The 23105-nt window shown below is 40.4% G+C and carries 31 protein-coding genes; 4 read left to right on the forward strand and 27 right to left on the reverse strand.

Annotated features, from left to right (window positions below; translation table 11 throughout):
• Position 1: 1 nt before the first annotated feature.
• The 20 genes from spoVAE to MHH68_RS10670 form a co-directional block, all read right to left on the reverse strand.
• Positions 2 to 352 carry a stage V sporulation protein AE gene (gene spoVAE, locus MHH68_RS10575; protein WP_003215479.1) on the reverse strand — a complete coding sequence of 117 codons (351 nt, stop codon included), beginning with the start codon at positions 350 to 352 and terminating at the stop codon, positions 2 to 4.
• A complete protein-coding gene (gene spoVAD, locus MHH68_RS10580; protein WP_003215736.1) occupies positions 352 to 1368 on the reverse strand; it encodes a stage V sporulation protein AD in 1017 nt (338 codons plus the stop codon). Before spoVAD ends, spoVAE begins: the two co-directional genes overlap by 1 nt.
• Before the next feature lie 12 nt (positions 1369 to 1380).
• Entirely contained in the window at positions 1381 to 1833 is a 453-nt protein-coding gene (gene spoVAC / locus MHH68_RS10585) for a stage V sporulation protein AC (RefSeq protein WP_058014773.1), read from the reverse strand.
• Positions 1834 to 1852: 19 nt separating this feature from the next.
• Positions 1853 to 2269 carry a stage V sporulation protein AB gene (locus MHH68_RS10590; protein ID WP_058014772.1) on the reverse strand — a complete coding sequence of 139 codons (417 nt, stop codon included), beginning with the start codon at positions 2267 to 2269 and terminating at the stop codon, positions 1853 to 1855.
• Entirely contained in the window at positions 2259 to 2879 is a 621-nt protein-coding gene (locus MHH68_RS10595) for a stage V sporulation protein AA (protein ID WP_058014771.1), read from the reverse strand. Before MHH68_RS10595 ends, MHH68_RS10590 begins: the two co-directional genes overlap by 11 nt.
• A gap of 114 nt (positions 2880 to 2993) precedes the next feature.
• Positions 2994 to 3761, reverse strand: a complete 768-nt coding sequence (gene sigF, locus MHH68_RS10600; protein WP_003215778.1) for an RNA polymerase sporulation sigma factor SigF — start codon at positions 3759 to 3761, stop codon at positions 2994 to 2996.
• A 13-nt stretch (positions 3762 to 3774) separates the two neighbouring features.
• Positions 3775 to 4215, reverse strand: coding sequence for an anti-sigma F factor (gene spoIIAB / locus MHH68_RS10605; RefSeq protein WP_012010447.1), 441 nt, complete (start codon positions 4213 to 4215; stop codon positions 3775 to 3777).
• Positions 4212 to 4565 carry an anti-sigma F factor antagonist gene (gene spoIIAA / locus MHH68_RS10610; protein WP_044141066.1) on the reverse strand — a complete coding sequence of 118 codons (354 nt, stop codon included), beginning with the start codon at positions 4563 to 4565 and terminating at the stop codon, positions 4212 to 4214. The genes spoIIAB and spoIIAA overlap by 4 nt, the downstream gene beginning before the upstream one ends.
• 162 nt (positions 4566 to 4727) lie before the next feature.
• Positions 4728 to 5915: a D-alanyl-D-alanine carboxypeptidase family protein gene (locus MHH68_RS10615; protein WP_339162985.1), complete on the reverse strand. Its 1188-nt coding sequence runs from the start codon at positions 5913 to 5915 to the stop codon at positions 4728 to 4730.
• A gap of 124 nt (positions 5916 to 6039) precedes the next feature.
• Positions 6040 to 6852 (reverse strand): purine-nucleoside phosphorylase, encoded by an 813-nt coding sequence (locus tag MHH68_RS10620; RefSeq protein WP_058014768.1) that lies wholly within the window; start codon positions 6850 to 6852, stop codon positions 6040 to 6042.
• Positions 6853 to 6863: 11 nt separating this feature from the next.
• On the reverse strand, positions 6864 to 8048 hold the full coding sequence (gene deoB, locus MHH68_RS10625; protein ID WP_339162988.1) for a phosphopentomutase: 1185 nt from the start codon (positions 8046 to 8048) through the stop codon (positions 6864 to 6866).
• 151 nt (positions 8049 to 8199) lie between these two features.
• Positions 8200 to 9090 (reverse strand): site-specific tyrosine recombinase XerD, encoded by an 891-nt coding sequence (gene xerD / locus MHH68_RS10630; RefSeq protein WP_003215982.1) that lies wholly within the window; start codon positions 9088 to 9090, stop codon positions 8200 to 8202.
• Between the two features lie 6 nt (positions 9091 to 9096).
• The gene (locus MHH68_RS10635) at positions 9097 to 9324 is read right to left on the reverse strand and encodes a YqzK family protein (protein WP_003215798.1); all 228 of its coding nucleotides are present in this window, start codon (positions 9322 to 9324) and stop codon (positions 9097 to 9099) included.
• Between the two features lie 117 nt (positions 9325 to 9441).
• Entirely contained in the window at positions 9442 to 9894 is a 453-nt protein-coding gene (gene fur / locus MHH68_RS10640) for a ferric iron uptake transcriptional regulator (RefSeq protein WP_058014766.1), read from the reverse strand.
• A gap of 118 nt (positions 9895 to 10012) precedes the next feature.
• Complete coding sequence (gene spoIIM, locus MHH68_RS10645) at positions 10013 to 10660, reverse strand: stage II sporulation protein M (protein WP_339162992.1); 648 nt, start codon at positions 10658 to 10660, stop codon at positions 10013 to 10015.
• Between the two features lie 115 nt (positions 10661 to 10775).
• A complete protein-coding gene (locus MHH68_RS10650) occupies positions 10776 to 11906 on the reverse strand; it encodes a S8 family peptidase (protein WP_081042312.1) in 1131 nt (376 codons plus the stop codon).
• A gap of 105 nt (positions 11907 to 12011) precedes the next feature.
• Positions 12012 to 12233 (reverse strand): hypothetical protein, encoded by a 222-nt coding sequence (locus MHH68_RS10655; protein WP_058014765.1) that lies wholly within the window; start codon positions 12231 to 12233, stop codon positions 12012 to 12014.
• A 68-nt stretch (positions 12234 to 12301) separates the two neighbouring features.
• Positions 12302 to 12754 (reverse strand): GNAT family N-acetyltransferase, encoded by a 453-nt coding sequence (locus tag MHH68_RS10660; RefSeq protein ID WP_058014764.1) that lies wholly within the window; start codon positions 12752 to 12754, stop codon positions 12302 to 12304.
• Positions 12741 to 13922 (reverse strand): TIGR00375 family protein, encoded by a 1182-nt coding sequence (locus MHH68_RS10665; protein WP_058014763.1) that lies wholly within the window; start codon positions 13920 to 13922, stop codon positions 12741 to 12743. The genes MHH68_RS10660 and MHH68_RS10665 overlap by 14 nt, the downstream gene beginning before the upstream one ends.
• The gene (locus MHH68_RS10670; protein ID WP_058014762.1) at positions 13919 to 14476 is read right to left on the reverse strand and encodes an NUDIX hydrolase; all 558 of its coding nucleotides are present in this window, start codon (positions 14474 to 14476) and stop codon (positions 13919 to 13921) included. The genes MHH68_RS10665 and MHH68_RS10670 overlap by 4 nt, the downstream gene beginning before the upstream one ends.
• Positions 14477 to 14643: 167 nt before the next feature.
• Between MHH68_RS10670 and MHH68_RS10675 the strand changes: the two genes are divergently transcribed.
• Both MHH68_RS10675 and MHH68_RS10680 read left to right on the forward strand, forming a co-directional pair.
• Entirely contained in the window at positions 14644 to 15567 is a 924-nt protein-coding gene (locus MHH68_RS10675; RefSeq protein ID WP_339162998.1) for an aldo/keto reductase, read from the forward strand.
• Positions 15568 to 15905: 338 nt separating this feature from the next.
• Positions 15906 to 16274, forward strand: coding sequence for a helix-turn-helix domain-containing protein (locus MHH68_RS10680; protein WP_169057048.1), 369 nt, complete (start codon positions 15906 to 15908; stop codon positions 16272 to 16274).
• Between the two features lie 95 nt (positions 16275 to 16369).
• On the opposite strand, the gene MHH68_RS10685 is transcribed toward MHH68_RS10680, so the two are convergent.
• Together MHH68_RS10685 and MHH68_RS10690 are read right to left on the reverse strand one after the other, a co-directional pair.
• A complete protein-coding gene (locus MHH68_RS10685) occupies positions 16370 to 16930 on the reverse strand; it encodes an NAD(P)H-dependent oxidoreductase (RefSeq protein ID WP_339163002.1) in 561 nt (186 codons plus the stop codon).
• A gap of 183 nt (positions 16931 to 17113) precedes the next feature.
• On the reverse strand, positions 17114 to 17335 hold the full coding sequence (locus tag MHH68_RS10690; RefSeq protein WP_044141056.1) for a YqkE family protein: 222 nt from the start codon (positions 17333 to 17335) through the stop codon (positions 17114 to 17116).
• A 125-nt stretch (positions 17336 to 17460) separates the two neighbouring features.
• On the opposite strand from MHH68_RS10690, the gene MHH68_RS10695 reads away from it, so the two are divergent.
• The gene (locus MHH68_RS10695) at positions 17461 to 18393 is read left to right on the forward strand and encodes an alpha/beta hydrolase (RefSeq protein ID WP_061408438.1); all 933 of its coding nucleotides are present in this window, start codon (positions 17461 to 17463) and stop codon (positions 18391 to 18393) included.
• Positions 18394 to 18419: 26 nt separating this feature from the next.
• On the opposite strand, the gene MHH68_RS10700 is transcribed toward MHH68_RS10695, so the two are convergent.
• The 3 genes from MHH68_RS10700 to MHH68_RS10710 all read right to left on the reverse strand — a co-directional run bounded on the left by MHH68_RS10700 (position 18420) and on the right by MHH68_RS10710 (position 20566).
• Positions 18420 to 19682 (reverse strand): Rap family tetratricopeptide repeat protein, encoded by a 1263-nt coding sequence (locus MHH68_RS10700; RefSeq protein ID WP_058014757.1) that lies wholly within the window; start codon positions 19680 to 19682, stop codon positions 18420 to 18422.
• Between the two features lie 305 nt (positions 19683 to 19987).
• On the reverse strand, positions 19988 to 20227 hold the full coding sequence (locus MHH68_RS10705; protein WP_339163004.1) for a YqkC family protein: 240 nt from the start codon (positions 20225 to 20227) through the stop codon (positions 19988 to 19990).
• Positions 20228 to 20239: 12 nt separating this feature from the next.
• A complete protein-coding gene (locus MHH68_RS10710; protein WP_339163006.1) occupies positions 20240 to 20566 on the reverse strand; it encodes an iron-sulfur cluster biosynthesis family protein in 327 nt (108 codons plus the stop codon).
• Between the two features lie 220 nt (positions 20567 to 20786).
• Here MHH68_RS10710 and MHH68_RS10715 point away from each other — a divergent pair, with 220 nt between their 5' ends.
• On the forward strand, positions 20787 to 21494 hold the full coding sequence (locus MHH68_RS10715) for an expansin EXLX1 family cellulose-binding protein (protein ID WP_058014755.1): 708 nt from the start codon (positions 20787 to 20789) through the stop codon (positions 21492 to 21494).
• Between the two features lie 21 nt (positions 21495 to 21515).
• Here MHH68_RS10715 and MHH68_RS10720 read toward each other — a convergent pair whose 3' ends face one another.
• Positions 21516 to 22487 carry a GNAT family N-acetyltransferase gene (locus tag MHH68_RS10720; RefSeq protein WP_339163009.1) on the reverse strand — a complete coding sequence of 324 codons (972 nt, stop codon included), beginning with the start codon at positions 22485 to 22487 and terminating at the stop codon, positions 21516 to 21518.
• Entirely contained in the window at positions 22484 to 22966 is a 483-nt protein-coding gene (locus MHH68_RS10725) for a GNAT family N-acetyltransferase (RefSeq protein ID WP_058014959.1), read from the reverse strand. The genes MHH68_RS10720 and MHH68_RS10725 overlap by 4 nt, the downstream gene beginning before the upstream one ends.
• Positions 22967 to 23105: the final 139 nt, after the last annotated feature.

Here is a 23105-nt window from a genome sequence, read left to right on the forward strand (position 1 = left end):
GTTATCCTTTCGGTTTAAAGATAAGAGCGATAATAAATGAGAATAAAATCGCAGCTGAAATTCCAGCAGAAGTTAATTCAAAAATACCGATCCCGATTCCGATGAACCCGTGTACATCTGCCTGATGCATCGCCCCATGAAGTAAGCTATGACCAAAGCTGACGATTGGTACGGTTGCGCCCGCACCCGCAAATTCAATAAATTTATCATAAATACCGAATCCGTCTAAGATGGTACCCGCCACAACAAAAGTGGTCATGACATGTGCAGGCGTAAGTTTGAGTATGTCTAGTAAAAGCTGGCCAATGACGCATATAAGTCCGCCTGCAACAAAAGCGATAAGATAATCCATTAGCTCTCTCCTCCTGCACGCTCAAATACGACACCGTGCGCAATGGTTGGAATGGTCTCTTTTTGCTGAACCATCATTGGACTTAGAAGCGCTCCGGTTGCCACAACGAGTACTCTTTGCAGATTTCCTGCTTTCATTTCTTGAAAAATGTGACTAAATGTCACAACAGCTGAACAAGCACAGCCGCTCCCACCAGCGAATACATTTTGATCGGGTGTATAGATGATTAAACCGCAATCATCATGCTTCCTCCCAAGCTGAATGCCTTCTTCCTTCAGAAGATCCTTTAAAATGGGTGAACCAATACCAGATAAATCCCCTGTTAAAATCAGATCGTAATCGTCCACCGTTCTTCCAAGGTCTTCTAAATGCTGCTTGATGGTATCTGCCGCTGCCGGAGCCATGGCCGATCCCATGTCAAATGGATCTGTAATTCCAAGATCCATCACCCTGCCTACTGTAGCACTTGTAATTTGAATTGGAGAGGTCTCCTGGCTAATAATAACGGCCCCGCTCCCAGTGACGGTACTTGTGGCTGTATCTGGTTTTTGTCCGCCGTATTCTGTTGGATTACGAAATTGGCGTTCTGCCGTTGCATTATGACTGCTTGTCGCTGCAATGGCTCTATTGGCAAAACCGCCATCAATGAGTGCTGACGCAATGGCGACCGATTCCATTGAGGTTGAGCATGCCCCAAACAAACACAGAAACGGGATTTTCAGTTCTCTTGCCACATAGTTTGCTGTGACGTTTTGATTGAGTAAATCTCCTGCCAGCAATAGATCAATATCGCTTTTTTGCAAATTTGCTTTTGATAAAGCACTGGATATCGCATCTTCCATCAGTTTTCTTTCAGCCATTTCCCAGTTCTTTTGATCACAATGCATTTCGTCATACGTTTTATCAATTAAATGACCAATCGGCCCTTCTTTTTCTTTCGGCCCTGCAGCTGTTCCCTCTGCATTGACGTAAAGCTTGTGCTCAAAAACCCAAGATTGTTTACCTGTTAGTTTCATGTTTCATTCCTCCTACGAAAACATCTTTTCCAAGACGTATCGAATGATCCCTACGACATATGCCGAGACGACACCAAATACAATGACGTTCCCAGCGAGCTTAAACATATTAGTGGCAACCCCTAAAACAAGCCCTTCACTTTTATGCTCAAGGGCAGCGCTTGTCATACTGTTTGCAAATCCTGTCACCGGAACAGCCGATCCCGCTCCAGCAAACTGGCCGATTCTATCGTAAATACCGATACCAGTTAATATAGAAGAAATTAAAATGAGAGTCGCCACTGTTGGGTTCCCTGCTGTTTTTTCATTAAAATCAAAAAAGTGAATATAGAAATTTTGCAGCCCCTCACCTATGGCACAGATCAATCCACCAACAAGAAAAGCCTTGATGCAGTTGAGGACATAAGGAGGTTTAGGCTGATACGTTTTCACCTTAGATGGATAGTTCTCTTTTAAACTCGACACGGTTGTTCCCTCCAAATTTTTAAATATAAATCAGCCAATGGAATAGTGAACCAAATACTTTACCTAAGACAATGGCCATGAGAAGCAAAACAATTTTCCCGTCCATTCCAATTCTTTTCGTTAATATAGGAAGCACATTTAATACTTCAGTCAGCGCAGCTGCAAGCATGCCGATGAAAATGCCAGCCAATAGACCGATTGGGAGCGCCAGCCATTTGGATAAATGCAAATGCAGTTCGCTCAAGGTTGCCCAGCCGCCAACGACCGCCCCGGTGATGACAGCTGCCTCGTATCCTTGTATGAAGCGCTGCGTTTTCGTTAATTGCATTAAACGAGGGATGATGCCAAGTACTGTGAGAAATGCCACAAATCCTGCTCCTACCGTTAAACCGCCGCCAAGTCCAACTAACACGACAAAAAGCCACTTACCGATCATGGATATCTTTCATTGTCTCTTTATTTTCTTTAAGGGCGACATAATGATCAAGATCGAGCTGATATTTAAACATCTCCACTTCGAGCGGACTTGGTTCTTCATTTAAACGCTTTTTAAATACATGATTGAAAAATAAAATCATGCCAAATCCTAGTCCGAAGCTATATGGAATTTGCAGTAAATAAGGATGCTCAACCGTTTGACCTGTGATCATTTCATATAGACGGATATGAACAAGCCGCATACTGACATCCTCGTGGAAATTCATAATGGCAAGCGCCGCTCCAACAAATAATAAGAGCCACACGAACACAAATAAAACGGGAGAAAGCTGGCGTTTGCCTGTATCAATTTCAACAATGGCTTCAGCGCCTCCGACGGTTTGAATGTCGATATCTGGCCATGATTTTTTGATCGTTTTGACCACATGCATGATATCAAGAACGGCGATGTGACGATCTTTTTTACTGACATGATATATCGGCATCTTGCTAAGTTTTTGCACAGCAAACTCATCACCAGTGATTTGGGCGATATCTTCTAAATAAATGAGCTGATCATTACCGGTCTTAATGCGATGGCGCAGCCGAAGAAAGATTTGTCCGTCCATCCAAGTCACTTCCTATACGATGGGTTAAAAATAGTATGTGGTGAAAAATGGTTCTCATACCGAGAGAACTTGATTTACCGGTAATTACCACACGAAAAAAGCCAGCCAAATCGGCTAGCTCTCTTTTTGATCCATTTGCATTTGAATTTGCTTTAAAATTTTCTTTTCGAGCCGCGAGACTTGTACTTGTGAAATGCCGAGCCTCTCCGCTACCTCAGATTGTGTTTGATCTTTATAATATCTTAAGTACACTATGAGTTTTTCTCGTTCTTCTAATTCCTTGATCGCTTCTTTCAGCGCGATTTTATCAAACCATCTTTCTTCTGAATGATCAGCAATTTGATCAAGTAATGTAATCGGGTCCCCGTCATTTTCATACACCGTTTCATGAATCGACGACGGCGTTCGGACCGCTTCTTGAGCGAGGACAACATCCTCTGGTGTGATATCTAGATATTCGGCTATTTCCTGAACGGTCGGCATTCTCCCGTGAGACTTAGACAATTCATCTCTTGCCCGCCGGATTTTATTTCCGAGTTCCTTTAGTGACCGGCTGACTTTGACTGTTCCATCATCCCGAATGAATCGCTGGATTTCACCAATGATCATTGGGACAGCGTAGGTCGAAAACTTCACATCATATGACAAATCAAATTTATCAACAGATTTTAGCAGTCCAATACAGCCAATTTGAAACAAATCATCTGGTTCATATCCTCTATTTAAAAAGCGCTGAACAACGGACCAAACAAGACGCATGTTTTTTTCTACGAGGAGGTCTCTTGCTTGCTGATCACCGTCTTGGCTTTTTTTGATGAGCTCTTTAACTTCATCATTTGACAGCTGGGCTTTTTTTGCTTGCTTTTTTACCTCCACATCCATATGAGCAGCTCCTTTAATTACAAAGCGCTTTGCTTTTTGATAGATGCTTTGTTAATCGGATGGTTGTGCCCATTTCTGGAGATGAGTCGATCATGACATCATCCATAAAATTCTCCATAATGGTAAAGCCCATTCCAGAGCGTTCTAAGTCTGGTTTTGTCGTGAAAAGCGGCTGCCTTGCTTCCTCAAGATCTGTAATGCCCATTCCTTCGTCACGGATGGTGAGGTACACAACGTGGTCATCAAGTGTGACTTCAATATGCACCTTGCCATCTGGATTCCCATCATAGCCATGGATAATGGAGTTTGTCACCGCCTCTGACACAACGGTTTTGATTTCTGTTAATTCATCTAATGTCGGATCAAGCTGGGCGATAAACGCCGCGACTGTCACCCTCGCAAAGGATTCATTTTGACTTAAAGCAGAGAAGGTCAGGTTCATTTCATTCCTCATGATGCCACCCCCAATGTTTGCAATGCCGTTTGCTCTGAAGGCTCCATACGGATGATTTTAAATAAGCCAGACATATCAAATAACCGGTTCACTGCCGGCGAAATAGCACAGACGACCATTTCTCCGCCAAGCTGCTTAATTTCTTTATATCTTCCTAAAATCACTCCGAGACCTGAGCTGTCCATAAACGTTAAATCAGCCAAATTCAGCACAATGTGGCGAATGTCCTCTGTTTCCAAATAATTCGTCACCTTTTGTCTCAATGTTTCTGCGGAGTGATGATCGAGCTCTCCTGTTAATCGAATGCAAAGTACGCTCTCTTTTACTTGAAAATGAATATCAAGGCTCATCTTTTTATTCCTCCTTGCTCTAATTTCGGATAAAGATTGTTTCTCTTTTTTATCAATTAAATCCTTCACCATGACAAAACTAGTGACCATTCGTCACATTTAGATGTTCTTTTCTTCTTCCTCATAGCAAAAAGACTGCCTGTTTCAGCAGCCTTTCACATTTTATTTCCATTTCACAAATTCAGCCATCGCTCGTTTGAAGAACGTCCAAACGCCCGCTTTTTCCATTCCTTCTTTGGCTTGTACAGGGCTTTCATGCAGCACTTTTCCGTCTTTTTTCAAGACAATGGTTCCAAGTTCCGTTCCTTTTGAGAATGGGGCCGTAACATCCTGAGACAGTTTGATTTCTTTTTTAATCTGATCCACATTTTCGCCTTTTTTCGTTAAAAGGGAGATTGGTTCAGAGGTGACAAGCTGAATTTTTTTCTTTGTCCCTTTGCTTACCTTGATTTCGGCTACATCTTGTCCTCGTTTGTAAAGCGGGTGTGTGGTGTATTGACTAAATGCATAATCTAACATTTTGACCACTTGAGCGTTTCTGTCTTTCGGTGTACTTGCGCCGAAGACAACAGCAATGACGCGCATGTTTCCTTTTTTAGCGGTTGCGGTCAAACAATATTTGGCTTCACCTGTAAAACCTGTTTTCAACCCATCGACACCTGGATAAAATTTAATCAAACGGTTCGTATTCACAAGCCAGAATTTTTTATCCGTGTTTTGACGGAGATAGTCTTCGTAAACACCTGTGAATTTTGTGATTTGATCATATTTCAACAGCTCTTTTGCCATTTTTGCCATATCATGAGCTGTACTGTAATGGTCTTTTTCAGGAAGTCCTGTTGGGTTTTGAAAGACCGTAGAGGTGAGGCCGAGTTCTTTTGCCTTTTTGTTCATTTGCTCCACAAACTGTTCTTCAGATCCTGCAATATGCTCTGCCATGGCAACTGAAGCATCATTTCCAGACGCAATCGCAATGCCTTTCAGCATTTCTTTCACAGTCATTTCTTCTCCAGGTTCAAGGAAGATTTGTGACCCTCCCATTGAAGCTGCATAGTCACTTGTTCTTACCTTGTCAGTCATTTTCAGTTTTCCTTGATCAATGGCTTCCATGATGAGAAGCATCGTCATGATTTTGGTCATACTTGCGGGTGCCAGCTTTTCCTCGCTGTTTTTGTTGTAAAGTATTTTTCCCGTGTCACGTTCTATTAAGATGGCTGATTTGGCTTCGTGCACCAATTCTGATGTTTGTTTTTCTTCTGGTTTTTCAATCTTTTCTTTTGCTATCGCTGATGGTGAAACCATTGAGATAAGGATCATTAAAATAAACAATGCACATATATGACGTTTCAAGTGGCAGACCTCCATTATCGTAATCCTTTCTATTTTTTCCTCATCGAGGCAGTTTTATTCAGAGATCGTATGATTGCCATAAAAAAAGCCTTCTGTTGGTAAACAGAAGGCTTCTTAAAACATACTATGAGAGTTGTTTGACAATGTCTTTTACTAATTCAAGGAAACTCGTTTTCACTTTTTCCGTTACTTCAATGACTTCATCATGAGACAGCGGCTGATCTAAAATACCCGATGCCGCATTAGAAATGCATGAAATACCTAGCACTTTAATTCCTGCATGACGCGCAACAATCACCTCTGGGACCGTCGACATGCCTACAGCATCTGCGCCAAGTGTTCTAAGGAAACGAACTTCAGCCGGTGTTTCATATGAAGGACCTGTCATCCCTGCATAAACACCTTGCTGTACAGATATGCCTAAGCGCTGAGCTGTTTCTTCTGCAAGTGCGAGCAAATCTTTATCGTATGGGGCAGACATATCAGGGAAACGAACGCCTTGACTGTCATTTGGTCCAATTAATGGATTGGTCCCCATCATATTGATATGATCTGTAATCAGCATGAGATCGCCTGGATGAAATGAAGTATTCACACCGCCGGCTGCATTTGTCACAATGCATGTCTCAATGCCAATTTCTTTCATCACGCGAACTGGAAACGTCACTTGCTTCATATCATATCCTTCATAGAAGTGAAAACGTCCTTGCATCGCACATACGACAGTGCCTTTCAGCGTCCCGATGACGAGCTGTCCTGCGTGACCCTCTACTGTTGAAACAGGGAATCCAGGAATATCTTCATATTTCAATTTGATTGGATTTTCAATCTCATCTGCTAAAATGCCAAGCCCTGAACCTAAGATTAATCCAACTGTTGGTACGTATGTCGATGCTTGTTTAATGTATGCCGCCGCTTCTGAAAACTGTGCTCCCACGAGATTTCCCCCTATTTGAGTTTAGATAAAAAGCTTGTGCCGTATTTTGGCATCGTTGTTTTGAAATTGTCTGCGACCGTTGCTCCAAGATCAGCAAAGGTTTTTGAAGTTGGCAGTTCATTTGCTCCTTGATGCTTTTTGCTGTAAGCAATGAGCGGAACGTATTCTCTTGTATGATCTGTTCCGTGATGTACTGGGTCATTTCCATGATCTGCTGTAATCACTAAAAGATCATCCTCTTTTAACAGGTCAAACACTTCAGGAAGACGGGCGTCAAATTCCTCTAGTGCTTTTCCGTAACCCTCTGGATCTCTTCTATGTCCATAAAGGGCATCAAAATCAACAAGGTTTAAAAAGCTGAGTCCTGTAAAGTCTGCTTTAAGTGTATCGATCAACTTGTCCATTCCGTCCATGTTCGACTTTGTTCTGAGAGAAGAGGTGATTCCTTCGCCATCATAAATATCAGAGATTTTGCCGATCGCAATCACATCGAGCCCATCATCTTTCATCTCATTCATCACTGTTCGGTCAAATGGTTTTAAAGCATAGTCATGACGGTTTGGTGTTCTGACAAACGCACCAGGCTCCCCGACAAATGGACGAGCGATAATGCGGCCAACCATATATTTTTCATCTAATGTGAGCTCACGTGCAATTTCACAAATACGATAAAGTTCATCTAATGGCACCACTTCTTCGTGCGCAGCAATTTGCAGCACAGAATCCGCAGATGTATAAACGATTAGATCGCCTGTTTTCATGTGCTCTTCGCCAAGCTCGTCTAAAATTTCAGTACCAGACGCAGGTTTATTTCCAATAATGCCTCTGCCTGTTTTTTCTTTTAGTTCATTTAGTAGTTCATCTGGGAATCCGTCTGGAAAAACTCTGAATGGTGTGTCTATGTAAAGACCCATTATTTCCCAGTGTCCAGTCATTGTATCTTTCCCATTTGATGCCTCTTGCATTTTTCCATAATACGCAAGTGGTTTCTCATCCGCTGGAATTCCTTTGATTTCTTTAATATGACTCAGCCCAAGCTTCGCCATATTTGGCATATGAAGCCCGTTCATTTTTTCAGCAATATGTCCTAGTGTATCTGCACCTACATCATTAAATTCAGCAGCATCAGGTGCTTCCCCAATTCCTACTGAATCCATTACGACGAGGAAAATGCGATTATACTGATAATCAGGCATTAAAAAGCGCCTCCTTCAATATTCTTGTCTTTTAACCTTTCAAAAAGAGAGGTCTGACATCTCAAGTATAAACCGTTTACAAGCCGGTTGACAACCATAAACGGTGCAAACATGAAAAAGCATGACACACGTTCACCGTGCCATGCTTTACTTATGCCCTTGGATGGAATTTGTGATACACATCTTTCAATCTTGTTTTCGTCACATGTGTATAAATTTGTGTTGTCGAGATATCAGCATGCCCGAGCATCTCCTGCACAGCTCTTAGGTCGGCACCGTTTTCAAGCAGATGTGTTGCAAATGAATGCCTGAGTGTATGGGGTGTGAGTTCCTTTTGAATCCCTGCTTCGAGAGCTCTTTTTTTCAAATTCTTCCAGAAACCTTGCCGCGACATTTTTTTCCCGTGATGATTGAGGAATAAGGCATCTGCCGGCTGTTTTTTTAACAGCTTGCTTCTTCCCTTTTCGAGATATTCTTCAATCGCACTTGCAGCTGCTTCACCAATTGGCACAATCCGCTCTTTTCTTCCTTTACCGAAACAACGGATAAAGCCCATTGTGAGGTGTACATCGGCAAGGGTCAAATCCAGCATTTCACTGACGCGAATGCCTGTTGCATATAAGAGTTCGAGCATCGCTTTGTCACGGTAGTCAAATGGAGTGTGCTGATTTGGTGTATCAAGCAATTTTTCGACTTCCCCTAGTGATAGAACTTTCGGTAATTTCCGCTCTGTTTTTTGCGTTTCAATGTTCCATGACGGATCATCTGTGGTCACTTTTTCCCGGAGCAGAAATTGGTGGAAGGACCGGATCGAGGAGAGATGCCGCACTGACGTTTTGCTCGATTTCCCTTCCTCTTTTAGCTTTTTTAAATAATGAATGATATGCAGGCGCGTGACATCTTTTATATCCGTCAGCTGCTCATGTGTCATTAAAAAAGACAAGTAGTTCTGTAAATCTCGTTTATAAGAAACAATGGTATTTTCAGAGAGTCCTCTCTCTACTGTCATAAAATGAATAAAGTCGGATAATTGATCGTTCAATGATTTCTACTCCCCGTTTTGATAAAAATAAATCAATCGGTCTTGCCAGTTGTCTTGATTCGGCTGATCCATTTCCATCACTTTAATTGCTGCACCCTCTGGTTTATCATAACGATGGTAGCTTTCATATTCTGAATTTATCCATATCATAGCATAATAGAACAGGACGGTAAAACCAGTGAACAAGATAAATACCTTCATCACTTCACCTGTTGTTTTGAGCCATTTTCGCATAATTCTCATGTCCTTTCTCAGCTTCTCATTACTTCAGCATATGCCAGGTGGGACAAGGAATATACAGCGAAAATGCAAAAAACCTCTTCATCTTAAATGAAAAGGTTCCAATTCGGATTAATTGCCGGATTCATCATCATGACACCGGTGGCAAATACCATGGAATGTCAATCTATGATCCTTAATTTTAAATTTCCAGTCACGTTCAATAATCTCTTCAACATCTTCTAATAAATCATCTTCTATCTCATCGACTGTCCCGCATTCCATGCAGACAAGATGATGATGGAAGTGAGCGGCTCCTTCTTTGCGAAGATCATATCGCGAAACGCCGTCCCCAAAGTTAATTTTATCAACAACTTTCAGTTCAGTTAGCAATTCTAACGTTCGATAAACAGTAGCAAGACCAATTTCAGGAGACTTCTCTTTTACGAGGAGGTATACATCTTCTGCACTTAAATGGTCTTCTTCATTCTCAAGCAGTACTCTTACTGTTGCTTCACGCTGTGGCGTGAGCTTATAGCTGGAAGAATGAAGCTGTTTCTTAATTCGATCAATCCGATTTTCCATTGACTTTCCCTCCTACGCCACATTACTTGACCATTATATCAAATGATGTGCTGGGAGCCAACTATAATCATTTTAAATTGATAAATAAATTGATTATTATTTAATAACAATTATAAAATCATGAGAAAAGAACACCTGCCAGCTTTTTCATGAGCATGAAGGAGACGTACGATTCAAAAAAGGACGAAAGTGCAGCAAGTGCTAAAATCATCAGTAGAACAGATGCATACCGGGCGAACCACTGCACAGGTGCTTGACTGATGGTTTTTTTCATAAACAGCTGCCCAATGAGACGGATGGAAAACGCAATCGCACATGTCCCAATCACTAAATAGGCTGGAATAAGTAATATGTTTTGCGGAAGAATCGATACGAACGAAAGGAAAAAGCCACTCAGCCCCATTTGATTTACTAGAAAACCAACTGTAAACCCAACGACAATTCCTTTTAAAAAGATCATGAGAAAGATGAGCGGCAGGCCAATGATAGATATTCCTAGTATCCACATAAGACCTAAATATTTCATGTGATGCAAGAAGCTTTGCAAAAACATTTCTTTTGATTCTGCAGCTTTCTCATTTGTCAGCTGACCAAAAAATTGATTTAAATAATAGAATAAATCCTCTTTCTGACTAATTGTCATACTATTGACGATGATGGCCCCAAAGATCACGCCCATTAAAAAGAGTACAGAGACAAACAAATAAATTGATAGATGGTCTTTTACGTGCTGAAGAAGATGTTCCTTCCAAGACTTTTTCCGCATGCGTCTTCCTCCCAAATAGTAAAGGTTACTAGATTCTATGAGAGAGATTACGAAACATGACAGTTTTATTGAAAGAAAAAAGAGAGAGCAGCCTAACACTGCTCTCTCTTCTCATTTATCGTGCGGCTTTTTGTACGTTCACAAGCCCAGCACCATAGTAAAAAGGGTCTCCAAGCTGTGCAGCCGTTTTTGAAAGTCTCTCGCGCACTTCATCGTTTGTCAGATTCGGATGTTTTGATAGAATGACAGCCGCAGCACCTGCTACATGCGGTGATGCCATGGATGTTCCGCTCTTGTAGCCATATTCATTATGGGGAATAGTGCTGAGCGTTGAAACGCCCGGTGCTGAAACTTCCACTTCTTCGCCGACAGATGAATCAAAGGCTCTTTGTTTTCTTTGGTCAACAGAAGCAACCGCTATTACTGAGCTGTATTTGGCTGGATAATCAACCGTGTTGAGAGAGCCATAACTTCCTGCATTCCCAGCAGAAGCCACAATGAGAATACCCTTGTCATATGCTCGATCTACCGCTTCTTTCAGCGCTTCAGATTCACTTGCTCCACCCATACTAATATTGATGATATCCATGTCATTCTCAATGGCCCATTCAATTCCTTTAATGATCCAGCTATAGTAGCCGTCACCATTTTCATCTGCCACCTTGACCGCATAGATAGAAGCTTTTGGCGCAACACCAACGACACCTACCTTATTATCTAACGCTGCAATTGTGCCCGCCACATGCGTCCCATGTTCATGCGGGTCAACAAGCGGATCTGACTCTGTTGGAACAAAGCTGACTCCCCCAGTGACATGTAGATCTTCATGTTTGCCATCAATGCCGCTGTCAAGAACAGCTACTTTGACATTTTGTCCAGCGTATCCCCGTTTATGTACCTTTTGTGCTTTGATGCTTTTGATGCCATATGGAATCGTTTGACCGTTTGTTTTTGCCTTTTGGTCCTCCTCAATGAAGGTCACTTCTTTTGCCCGATTTAGTTTCTCTTTCGATGCCTCATTCAAAGAAACTTTCATCATATCTATTTGCTCTATGGATTCTTTTACATGTCCACCAGCTTTTTCAACAAGCTGTTTTTGTGTATGATCTTGAACGGAAGAAGAAAAGCCGATCATGTACTCTTTTTTCGCTTGCTCCTTTGCAGAAATATGTGAGGCGCCGAACGTGACCGATGCCAGCATCATACTTGCCATACAAAGCCCTGCTCCAATTGACTTGATGTTCACAATACTCACTCTCCCTTTCATCTTTTTGTCATTTAACTACATTTTCAGACAAAAAGAAACGATCGTTTGTCCTATTTTTAAAAATTTTTCCATTTGAACTGGTTGTCACAAAAAAGCAAAATAAAAATGCTTATGATCCTCTTGATAGTGATCATAAGCATTCCTTCTTTTATGTTTATTCATCATGTGTTGCAAGGCTTCTTGTTTTGTTTTTGTCTTTCTTTCATGTGTACTAAAGTGCGGAATGTTTCCTCTCGACAGTTCCGGGTTTCGGCTGTGCTGCCTTTCAATATGTTCTCGTTTTTTCTTTGCATTGCTTTTTCCCATTTGGCAAAACCCCTTTCGTTGACGTTATGATACACGATGTGACATAAAAAAGATAGACGTATACACGCCTATCTTTCTGTTTTCACCATATCAAGATGCGGAATTCCATCTTCCTCATAACAATCAGAAACGGCCTTAAATCCAAAGGATTCGTAAAACGACTTCAAGTAGGCCTGCGCCTGAATTTTGACACTTGTTTCACCTAATTCACTCAGCTTTTCCAAAGCCTTGCTGAGCAGCATTTTTCCATAGCCCTTTTTTCGGCCTGCTTGCGTCACAAGAACGCGGCCAATGGATGCCTCTTCGTATATGATTCCACTTTGGAAAATTCGGCAATAAGCCACAATCGTGCCGTCCTCTTTTGCCATCAGATGAAGCGCTTCTTGGTCCCGTTGATCAATTTCAGGGTAAGGGCATGTTTGTTCAACAACAAATACATTGACTCTTTCCATTAAGATTAGGTAAAGATCCTCTTTTGTCAATTCTTCAAACGTTTCACATGTCCAGTTAACTTGATTCATGATTGATATCCACCTTACCGTACACGCCGCCCCCGCCAGCGATCAGTTCGACTTCACCTTTTCTTGCTTTGATGATGTAATTGGCTGTTTTTTCTGGCAGGACAGCTTTTAGTTCTTGTTCTGTAGCTTGATGAAGGATATTCATCTCTGTGTGAAACACGGCTTTTAGCTTCTCCAGCGTTTTGGCTCCAACACCCGGAATAAATTGAAGCGGAAGCTGGTGAACATAAGGAGGTCTTGTTCCATTGTCACTTTCTTGGTCGGCAAGCTCCTTTAAACGCTCACTCACTCCTTTTGTCATCCGTGTATGTCCGCATGCGTGGCACTTTTCTTGATCTAGCGCGTGAGGTCTTACTCCGCACTTCTCGCAGGTTGTATGATAGTACTTCCCAAGCCGCGGGGCGAGCCCATAATTTCCTGTGATGGCTCTCCCCTCTTTCCCTTCAAGGGCTAGTTTAAATTCGGCAAAAGAGGCATGATCCATGCGGATTTTTGTATATTCTCGCGCGATTTTCCCTAAAGAATGAGCGTCTGAATTCGTTAAAAAGGGATAACGGTTCAGTTCGCTTAACTGGGACGCCATTGACGTATCACAGCTAAGTCCTAGTTCAACAGCATCAATGAGGTCCGGATCGAATACTTCCGTTAAAGACGTGCTGACTCCTTTGCCAAATAAGCTTTTATGCGGGGTGAAAATATGAGCAGGAATAAATAAGCCTCCTAGCTCCTTGACCTTATGCTGCAGTGTTTTCCCATCCACATAGAGGCGCTGTGAACTTAAATGCACATTTTTCATATGAAGCGCGAGCCATGCGGAGAACTCAGTCATTTTGCGCAGTGTGGGCATAAATGCAAGCACGTGAATCGGACCTTTTGAATGGTTATCGTTAATTTCTAATTCGCTGCCTAAAAGCAGGACGGTCTGTCCAAATGAGAGACCGCCATCACTTAGTTCAGTGTACTTGCCTTCCTCTACACCTTCTATTAATTCTTCTAGAACTTCTGGAGATTGTGCATCAATCACACCAATCATCCCCATCCCTTTACTTTGCGTTGCTTCAATGAGAATTTGGTCAATAGTCAGTGACCTTGCACCTGTAATTTTAACAGCTCTGCCTGTTCTTGTTCTGCCAATATGAATATGGATGTCTGCAAAAAACTCCCTCATTTTGTTGACTTAAGTACCTCTTGCAGTTGTAAGTACTGAATGGCATAGGCTGTTTTTGCATCATAAATATGCTGCTTTTCAACGAGGTGCAAGGCTTCTTCTAATGAAACTTCCATCACTTCAACAAATTCATCTTCGTCCAGCTCTCTTTTTTCTTCAAGCGGAACTAGCTGATCTGCAAGATACATGTGGACAATTTCATCTGCAAAACCTGGTGATGTATAAAAGGCCGTCAGCTTTTGAAGCTTCTGAGTGGTGTATCCTGTTTCTTCTTCTAATTCTCGCAGTGCTGTATGTGCCGGCTCTTCCCCTGGCTCTAATTTACCAGCCGGAATTTCAACGATGGCTCTCTCTAGTGCTTTACGGTATTGCTTGACCAAGATGATTTTATTTTCGTCTGTCCGAGCAATGACGGCTACTGCACCAGGATGTTTGATGATTTCGCGTTTGCCTTGTTTTCCGTTTGGCAATTCTACATCTTCAAGAACCAAATCAATGATTTTTCCGTTGTATAATTCTTTAGTCGATAATGTTTTTTCTTCAAAGTCCTTCAATTTTGTCAGCTCCTCGTTCTACTTTCACTTTTTACTTCATTCATTTTAACATAGATGATTTAAGAGAAGCGAAATGCGGACGCTTGCTTCAATGCGCCACTTGAAGTCACCTAGCTTGAATTCCAGATTTTTTTCACTTAATGTGAAGGAATAGGAGTGTGATGGAATTGAAAAAAAGACGAATTGGTACATCGAATCTTTTGGTGAGCGAAGCGGCTCTAGGATGTATGTCCCTAGGAACAGAAAAAGGAAAAGCGTTCTCTTTACTAGATGAAGCGATTGATCTTGGAATTAACTATTTGGATACAGCCGATTTATATGATTTTGGAACAAATGAGGAAATTGTCGGGGAAGCGATTAAAAACAGGCGGCAAGATTTAATTTTGGCCACAAAAGGCGGGAACCGCTTTGAAAAAGGCAAATCCGGCTGGAACTGGGACCCTTCAAAGGCGTACATAAAAGAAGCCGTAAAGCAAAGCCTCAAGCGGCTGCAAACAGATTATATTGATTTATACCAATTGCACGGAGGCACGATCAACGATCCTATTGATGAGACGATTGAGGCTTTTGAAGAATTAGTGGAAGAAGGCGTTATTCGCTATTATGGCATCTCTTCTATCCGTCCGAACGTCATTAAAGAATACGCCAAAAAATCGAACATCGTCAGTGTAATGATGCAATATAGTTTACTCGACCGCCGTCCAGAGGAATGGTTCTCTCTTCTTGAGGAACAAGGCATTAGTGTCGTGGCAAGAGGACCTTTAGCAAAAGGGCTTTTAACCGAAAAACCACTTTCACAAGCAAGTCCATCAATTCAAAAAAACGGCTATCTTCAATATTCATTTGACGAGCTACAGCAGGTTATTCCTTCTTTAAAGAAAGTCGCTTATGACCTATCACTCACAGAGCTGTCCATTCAATATTTGCTTAATAATTCTGCGGTCAGTTCCGTTGTATTTGGCGCAAGCTCGGTGGAACAATTAAAAGAAAATGCGGCAGCGGCCAATGCACGTTCTTTAAGTGACCAAGAAGTAAAAGCATTGACTTACTATACAAAACCATCTGTGTATGAGGCGCACCGGTTGAAATGAGATAAAAGAAGAGGTCACCTGATGTGATCTATTAGAAAATGTTGACAAAAGGCTAACATAATCTTTTTTAGCCCTTTGTCTTCTTTTCAGCGTATAGACTCCGTTTACCAGCTTTTTTGTTTAATAAGGTAAAGAAGAAAGACGAAATAGTCACATTAGATGAATGAGCTCCTAAAAATCATCCGATGTGAAATATTGATCAAGCGATTGCTAAGAAATTGAACCCATTGTTGCTTATCAGAGGCGTTCGTCTTCAAATATAAAAGAATCGCTGAACAAAAGGTGTTTTCAATTGGTATATAAATAGAAAACGAAAATAAGTATGAAAGGAGAATATCATGAATGAACTAGAAAATAACAGTGTTAACAAAACCTGCGTTCCGACTGGTGTTGAATTAAAAGACACTGGATTTGGATATACCTTGTCCCTAATTGCAGGTAAATATAAAATAATCATTATATATTGGCTTTCTGAAAATAAAGTGATGCGTCATAATGAGCTAAAGCGAAGCATAGGTTCCATTTCATTCAAAACACTAAGCATCATGCTAAAAGAGTTGGAGGCAGAAGATCTTATTATAAGGACAGAATTTCCTCAAATACCTCCAAAAGTTGAATATTCTTTGTCTGAACGTGGTCTTTCTCTTGTTCCGTTACTAAATATGATGTGCGAATGGGGGGAAAAAAATCGTTCTCCTGCTTCATAGGACGTGCTGAGCAGCTAGTTCATTTGATTGAATAAAAAGAAGTATCCCCCTATATGGAGAAATACTTCTTTTTTTAGTTTTTATAAATCTACCAATTACATGCTTTCAATAAAATTCAAATAATCCTGAGTGCTTTTTTCCATTTCGCTTGTACTAAAATCATTTTCTTCTTCTTCATTTCCCCCTGGCGCATTTTCTTTACCATAACACGCAAAGTGCGAACGATAATCTGCACTACAATACAGGAATGTTGTTTTAAATGGAACTAATATTTGTTCAAGGGTATATGTATATCTCCCATTTATTGTATAATCTTCTTTTTTGATTCCTGCCGTTACACCTAAAGCAATTTTACGATTCTTTAATTTATCCCCTCCATTTGAGCCATAAGCCCATCCATAAGTTAATACATCGTCAAGCCATTTTTTTAGTAGCGGCGGACAATTAAACCAATGTATAGGAAATTGAAAAATAAGTTGACCGTGTGATTCAACCATTTTTTGTTCTTTTTCCACGTCAATAGCTCCATTAGGATAGACTTTATACAATTCATGAATAGTATATTTTTCTGGATATTTTTTAAGCTCTTCTAACCACCGTTTATTTATAACGGAAGTTGTTATATTCGGATGTGCAATAATTACAAGAGTTTTCATCAATGTGTCCTCCTTAAATCTTATTTATATCTTAATAGTAAATTGAATAAAGAAAAGATGTAAGTATGCACTTTCAGTACAGGTACTTACCTAAAGGTTAGTGTTAAATCATTTTAAATCTTGATTATGATCTATCTAACTAAGCTGATGACATAAAAAAAAGAAGCATCAGTGCTCCCTTTTTTAGCTTTTATATTTTCTCCAGTCCAAATGACTTTCATCTAGCAGCTCGGAGAAGCTTTTGTTTTTTTCTTTTTCTTTCTGCTGCCGAAGGAGGTCTTGTCGTTTTTGTTCTTCTCTTTTTTCTGTTTCGGCGGCCAGATTCTGCTTCATTTGAAGGAGCTGCTGTTTGAGATCCTCGTTTATGCCGTCCTTTAATTTCGCTTGATCATTGTTCTTTTTCATTGTGCCTCTCTCCTTTTGCCTCTAAGTGTATCATCCGTTTTATTTCCTGAGCAAGAGTCACGCCATTCTCCCAACATGTGGTATGATCGTCATAGAAAAAACCTCGGAAAGGAAGAATCAGCTAGATGAAAAAATGGATCGCTATACTTGCCTTCATATTATGTCCGCTCATTGCAATCGGCATTTTTTTCACCAATAAAATGATGTATATTCGAAAACTAACAGATGAAGAGCTCATCAAACGGGAATCAGATGAAGGGCATTATCATCATGAAGCGTTTCAACAGCTTAACAAAGAGAAAGTGTGTATTCCTTCAGCATTTGGTTATGATCTTCATGGCTATTTTGTGCCGCACTCACATCCACATACAACACGCACCATTGTACTTTGTCATGGCGTTACGGTTAGTTTAATCAATTCCGTTAAGTATATGAAATTATTCCAAAACCTTGGATGGAATGTGATGCTTTATGATCATAGAAGACATGGAATGAGCGGCGGAAAAACCACGAGTTATGGATACTACGAAAAAGAAGATTTAGCGAAGGTCGTAAAGTGGCTCAGACAAAGACTTGGAGAAAATGCCTTGATCGGCATACATGGAGAATCAATGGGGGCAGTCACGACTTTGTTATATGCTGCAAAGCCGGAAGCAAGCGCCAATTTTTACATAGCTGACTGTCCTTTTGCTTCTTTTGAGGATCAGCTTCTCTATCGATTAAAAACAGATTTTCGTCTTTCAGGGCAATGGATTCTTCCACTAAGTGATCGAGTGTTAAAATGGCGGGATGGATACAGCATTCGGCAAGTGTCACCGCTTGATGTGATCGATCAGGTGAGAGAACCTGTGCTTTTTATCCATAGTCTTCATGATGACTATATTCCATGCGAGCAGAGTCAGCAGCTATATGCTCGAAAAAAAGGTGATAAACAGCTATTTATAGCGCCGCACGGGGCGCATGCGATGTCTTTTAGTGAAAATAAAGAAGCTTACGAACAAGAAGTTCAAGCATTCCTTCAACAATTTGCATCAAATGAAGATAAAAGAGGAGATTGAACAGCGGTTCGTCTCCTCTTTTTGAGCTAACTTATGCGATAGTCACCACTGTTGTATGGTGTCTGCCCGCCAGTTCCATATGACTCTCTTCCGATTGCTGCTGACTCATGACCGATAATCCTGCAGTTGCTGCCAATAAAAGAACTATCAAACTCGTTTTCATATAAATGACCCCCATTTTGAATTTTTGATATGGCTTGAATCTTCCGTTCGTAAAACCGTGTCGATGCTTCATACAGCCCAAGCTCATTGTAATAATGAGCCGCATCAAGTGCCAATTCCTCAATGTCTGGGTATAAGCGCTTGTCCTCAAGCAGGTCTAATGTATCGTCTATGATCGTTATTTCTGCATCAACGTATAATGCTTTTAAGAACTGAAATTTGCAGATGTAAATTTCATCTTCTAATTCACAGGCTTTCATAATACCTTTTTGATAGAGGGTTAACGACTCTTCTATTTGTTTTTGTTTAAACAGGATTTGGGTGAGCATAAATAGTGGGTCTAGAGAGCGATTAAGATGGGTTAAATTCTCCTTTTCAAACACTTCAAGAGAGTCTTTCAGATAACGGCTTGCTTCCGCAAGGTTGTTCATTTGGTAATAACAGTTACCTAAGTTGAAAAGGGCCGAACCTATGACTCGAGGGTTTCCAATTGAGCGTGCTCGATTTAGAGCATTTTTAAAGTAGGGCAATGCATGTTCATAGCATTTCAAATCATCATAGTTTGCACCGATGACAAATTCACAGTGGATGATTCTCAGCGTGTACGTTCTGTAGGCAGAGTACGTATTTAACGCTTGCAAGGCATAGTGCATCGAAAAGTGGGTTTGTTTCATGTGGTAGTATATTTCAGCTAATTTAAAGTAAAATTCTGCTCTTTCTATATCATCTGATATGAGATTGAGCTTTTTTTCTGCTGAACGGTAATAGGCAATGGCACTTAAATAGTTTTGCTGTTCAAACTCAAACATTCCTGTGAAAAAATGAACATAGTATTCAAGCATGTCCGTTAATTTCGTTTGCGAATGTTCGATCGTTTCTAGCAGGTTTTTAATTTCTTCATCATTTGAGGCTTTCTTTGCCGGTTCAAAATATTCAAGCATCACCTTATGGCGAAAATCCATCAGCTGGTAAAACAGCAACAAGTTTTGATCTTGCTCCATCTCCAGAATTTCCTGCTCGATCTCGGCCTTCAGCTTCTCTGCTTTCATGACATGAAATCCGCAAATCTGCCTATACCATTCGTTTATTTTGATTCCAACCTGAGGCGATGACAGCTTGAGCTTCAATTCACTTTAGCACCTCCCTTCTCATATACGATACATGTTGTATTCTATCACATTTCCTCGAATGGAAGAAATATGAAATGTCATTTTTCGCAAAGTTTTCGGTATCCCGCAATAACCGCTTCCATTGCCTATTTTTCGGCATGTATATTCACGATTTTTTCATGTCTATTTTTCTCATTTTGTCGAATTGCTTGTTATAAAATGGGGGTTTTTCGTTTCAAATGATCATTTTACAGATTAGACATTCTCAGCTTCTTGGTGAGATGATGAAGACACGAAAAAAGCCCTTTTGTCAAAAAGGGCTTTTATAATACATCTGTTATCTGTTCCATATTCTCTTTGATCCAATTGACAGCTAATTCGAGTGTTGGAAACTCTTCCGTTTCAAATGTGACTTCATCCTGAAGAAGCCAAACATCCTTTTTCACCGAATCCATTCCACCTATTGACCAGTGCAAAAGGGTATAGGGATGATTGTTATTTAAAAACGACACCCATGTTTTATTTTGTGCCGTGTTTTGTATCACTCTAAGCTTCTGATCCACTACGTTTCCACCTTACTTTACAAGTATGCCCATTCTTGGACTGAGTATTTGCTGAGGACTTTTCAGCATCAATGTATTGGATTTTTTATTAAAATCGATGGTCATTTCCTCATCAAAAAATACCTTCTGTGCAATGTGTATATATAGTTTTAAATGTTGGCTATTTTTAAGTTGTTCCCATTCACCTGTTCTTTCACTTGTTAACCAAAGCATTGGTACGCCACTCACTGCACAGCCACAACCTTCTGAATCGTAGCGAAGCAGTAATTCCTTAGTTTCGTTTTCTATTTGCTGTTTTTTTATATATGTTTTAGCCAGTTCTGTGATGTGAATATACATGGAGAACATCCTTTTTAAATTGATGCTTACATTGTAACACATAAAACACCATAAAACATGACACACGACTACACGACTAAATCCGAAAATCATATTCTTTGAAATACACGCTCTTCTCACTAGGATTATATCTATCTATTGACTCTTTTCGCTTCTTGTTTTTTAGAATTATACTGATGACGCTACCAATTTCAAAAGAATAAACAGGAGGTTTTAGATCGTGAAAAAAAGATTATCTCTCTGCTTCATCGGGGCACTGATATTTATGTTGAGTTTCGCTGTGCCAAACATGAAAGCGTCATCTGTCCTTGATGAAGTACGAGAAAGCTATGCGACTTATACGGGATCTGGTTACTCAGGGGGCGCTGCATTATTAGATCCTATTCCATCTGACATGGAAATTACGGCTTTAAATCCTCATGACTATAACTATAAAGGGGTAAATGCGGCACTTGCAGGCGCTTACCTTGAAGTAAAGGGTCCAAAAGGAAAAACCGTTGTGTATGTAACCGATAAATATCCAGAAGGAGCAAAAGGAGCTCTTGATCTTTCTCCTAATGCCTTTGCCAAAATCGGTAATATGGCAGATGGGAAAATCCCAATTAGTTGGAAAATTGTAAAAGCACCGATTAGCGGAAATGTAGCTTACAGAATAAAAGAAGGCAGCAGTGAGTGGTGGGCTGCGATTCAAGTGCGCAATCATAAATATCCGATTATGAAAATGGAATATTACAAAGATGGACAATGGGTGAACATGGAAAAGACAGACTACAACCATTTCCTTGGATTTAATATGGGGTCTAAATCTCTTCCTGTTCGAATCACAGATATCCGCGGGGTCATTGTAAAGGATAAATTACCCGCTCTTCCATCTACTGCTGCTTCACAGGCCTATATTGTAAAAGGCAATGTTCAGCTTCCTAATTAACGAGGAAAAGAGGTAGCTTATTTAAAGAGCTCCCTCTCTTCCTTCTCTATCCCAGTGATATGCCTCATTTTCTATTTCTTTTATGATTTCATTCTTTCCTGCCATATAGCTTTGTATATCTTCCGGATACTGTTTTGCTAATTGTTCCTTGACAGACGCATACGCTACAGCTCGTTCTGGATGGGCCCTTAAGTAATCTCGAAACAATAAATGCCTTTTCACATCAGGGTGATTTCTCTCATAAACATGGACATGATGCGTACGATTCAAGCCACCCTTTTGAAAAAAACGTCTCCCTTTTATGCCATTTTCACCTAGCGCTTGATATCCAAGATGTTCAAAGCTCTCTCTTTTTCTATCGATCTCTTTTATATGACTTACTTCTATTAAGATATCAATAATTGGTTTGGCAGCAAGTCCTTCAACTGACGTACTACCAATATGATGTCCTTCTATCCAGCTCTTTTGAATGATTTGCTTGAGTTGCTGCTTTTCTTGATGGAATTCTTCATGCCACTCTTTTTTGAATTCGACAACCTCAACCTTTCGCCTTGGTGTCCATGTCATTTTTGATAAGGTGAGCTCTTTTACAACATGAATCACACCTGTTTCAAGAAATCCTAACTTTTCATATAGCCTTTTTGCAGGGGTGTTTTTTTGCCCTGTGGTCAGTTCTATAGGGACATTTTTCTCCATAATTGTGGACATAAGTCTTGTTCCAATACCCTGCTTTAGCGCTTTTGGATGTACAGCCAATCGACTAATGATCAAATAATCTTTCTGCTCTTCATAAGAGGCAACACCTAGTAAGATTCCCTTTTGCTCAAAACCAATAAATTGCTCTTTTGCTTTCATTACATCTTGAATGGTCTCCTTTAATGGTGGGAGATCGGCATAGCCAATTTGCTCAGCTTCTTGTTGGTATGCAGCTAGTTGAATATGTAAGATCTGCTTTGCTACATCAATTATTGTTTGATCTAAATTGACAATCATTGCATTGCCTCTAATTTTTTCACAAATAAAACACGATCTTCATTTATTCCATCATAGTCTGAAAACACGGAGATTCCTTCTACAGTAGTTTTGTCCCCTTTTTCAATTTGAAAGCCCAATTTTGCATGATAGGCAATCGATACTTTATTTACAGGAGCTGTTACCGCTTTAATGGTTGTTCTTCCTTCCTGTTTTGCCACATCATAAAAGGCTTGATATAGGATTTTTCCTATCTTTAATTTCCGATGATCTGGATGTACCCCAACAAAGTGAATATACGCTTCATCTGAATGAGATTGCGATAAAAAACCGACTAAAAAGCCTATCAGTTCACCTTTTTCAACGACGACAAAACTTGTTTGCTGAAAATGTTCAAAAAATAGCTTCGGCAATTTTGCGCGTAAATCTCTACCGCCCCACCAGCTTTGGATGACGGATGTGACGGCGTAAAAATCTGACGGCTTCACTTGACGTATCATGATGACCTCGCCCCTTTTCATTTTTAACTTACCGCTCTCTTTTTTCACAAAAAACTGTTGTTTCAATAGTCTACCTGTCCGATTTATTGTTTGTAAAGATCACGTGTCAGCCTTTTTCCTTTCAGCTTTGTTGATTCTT

The organism is Bacillus sp. FSL K6-2841, from assembly GCF_037976435.1.
Lineage (GTDB): Bacteria > Bacillota > Bacilli > Bacillales > Bacillaceae > Bacillus > Bacillus pumilus.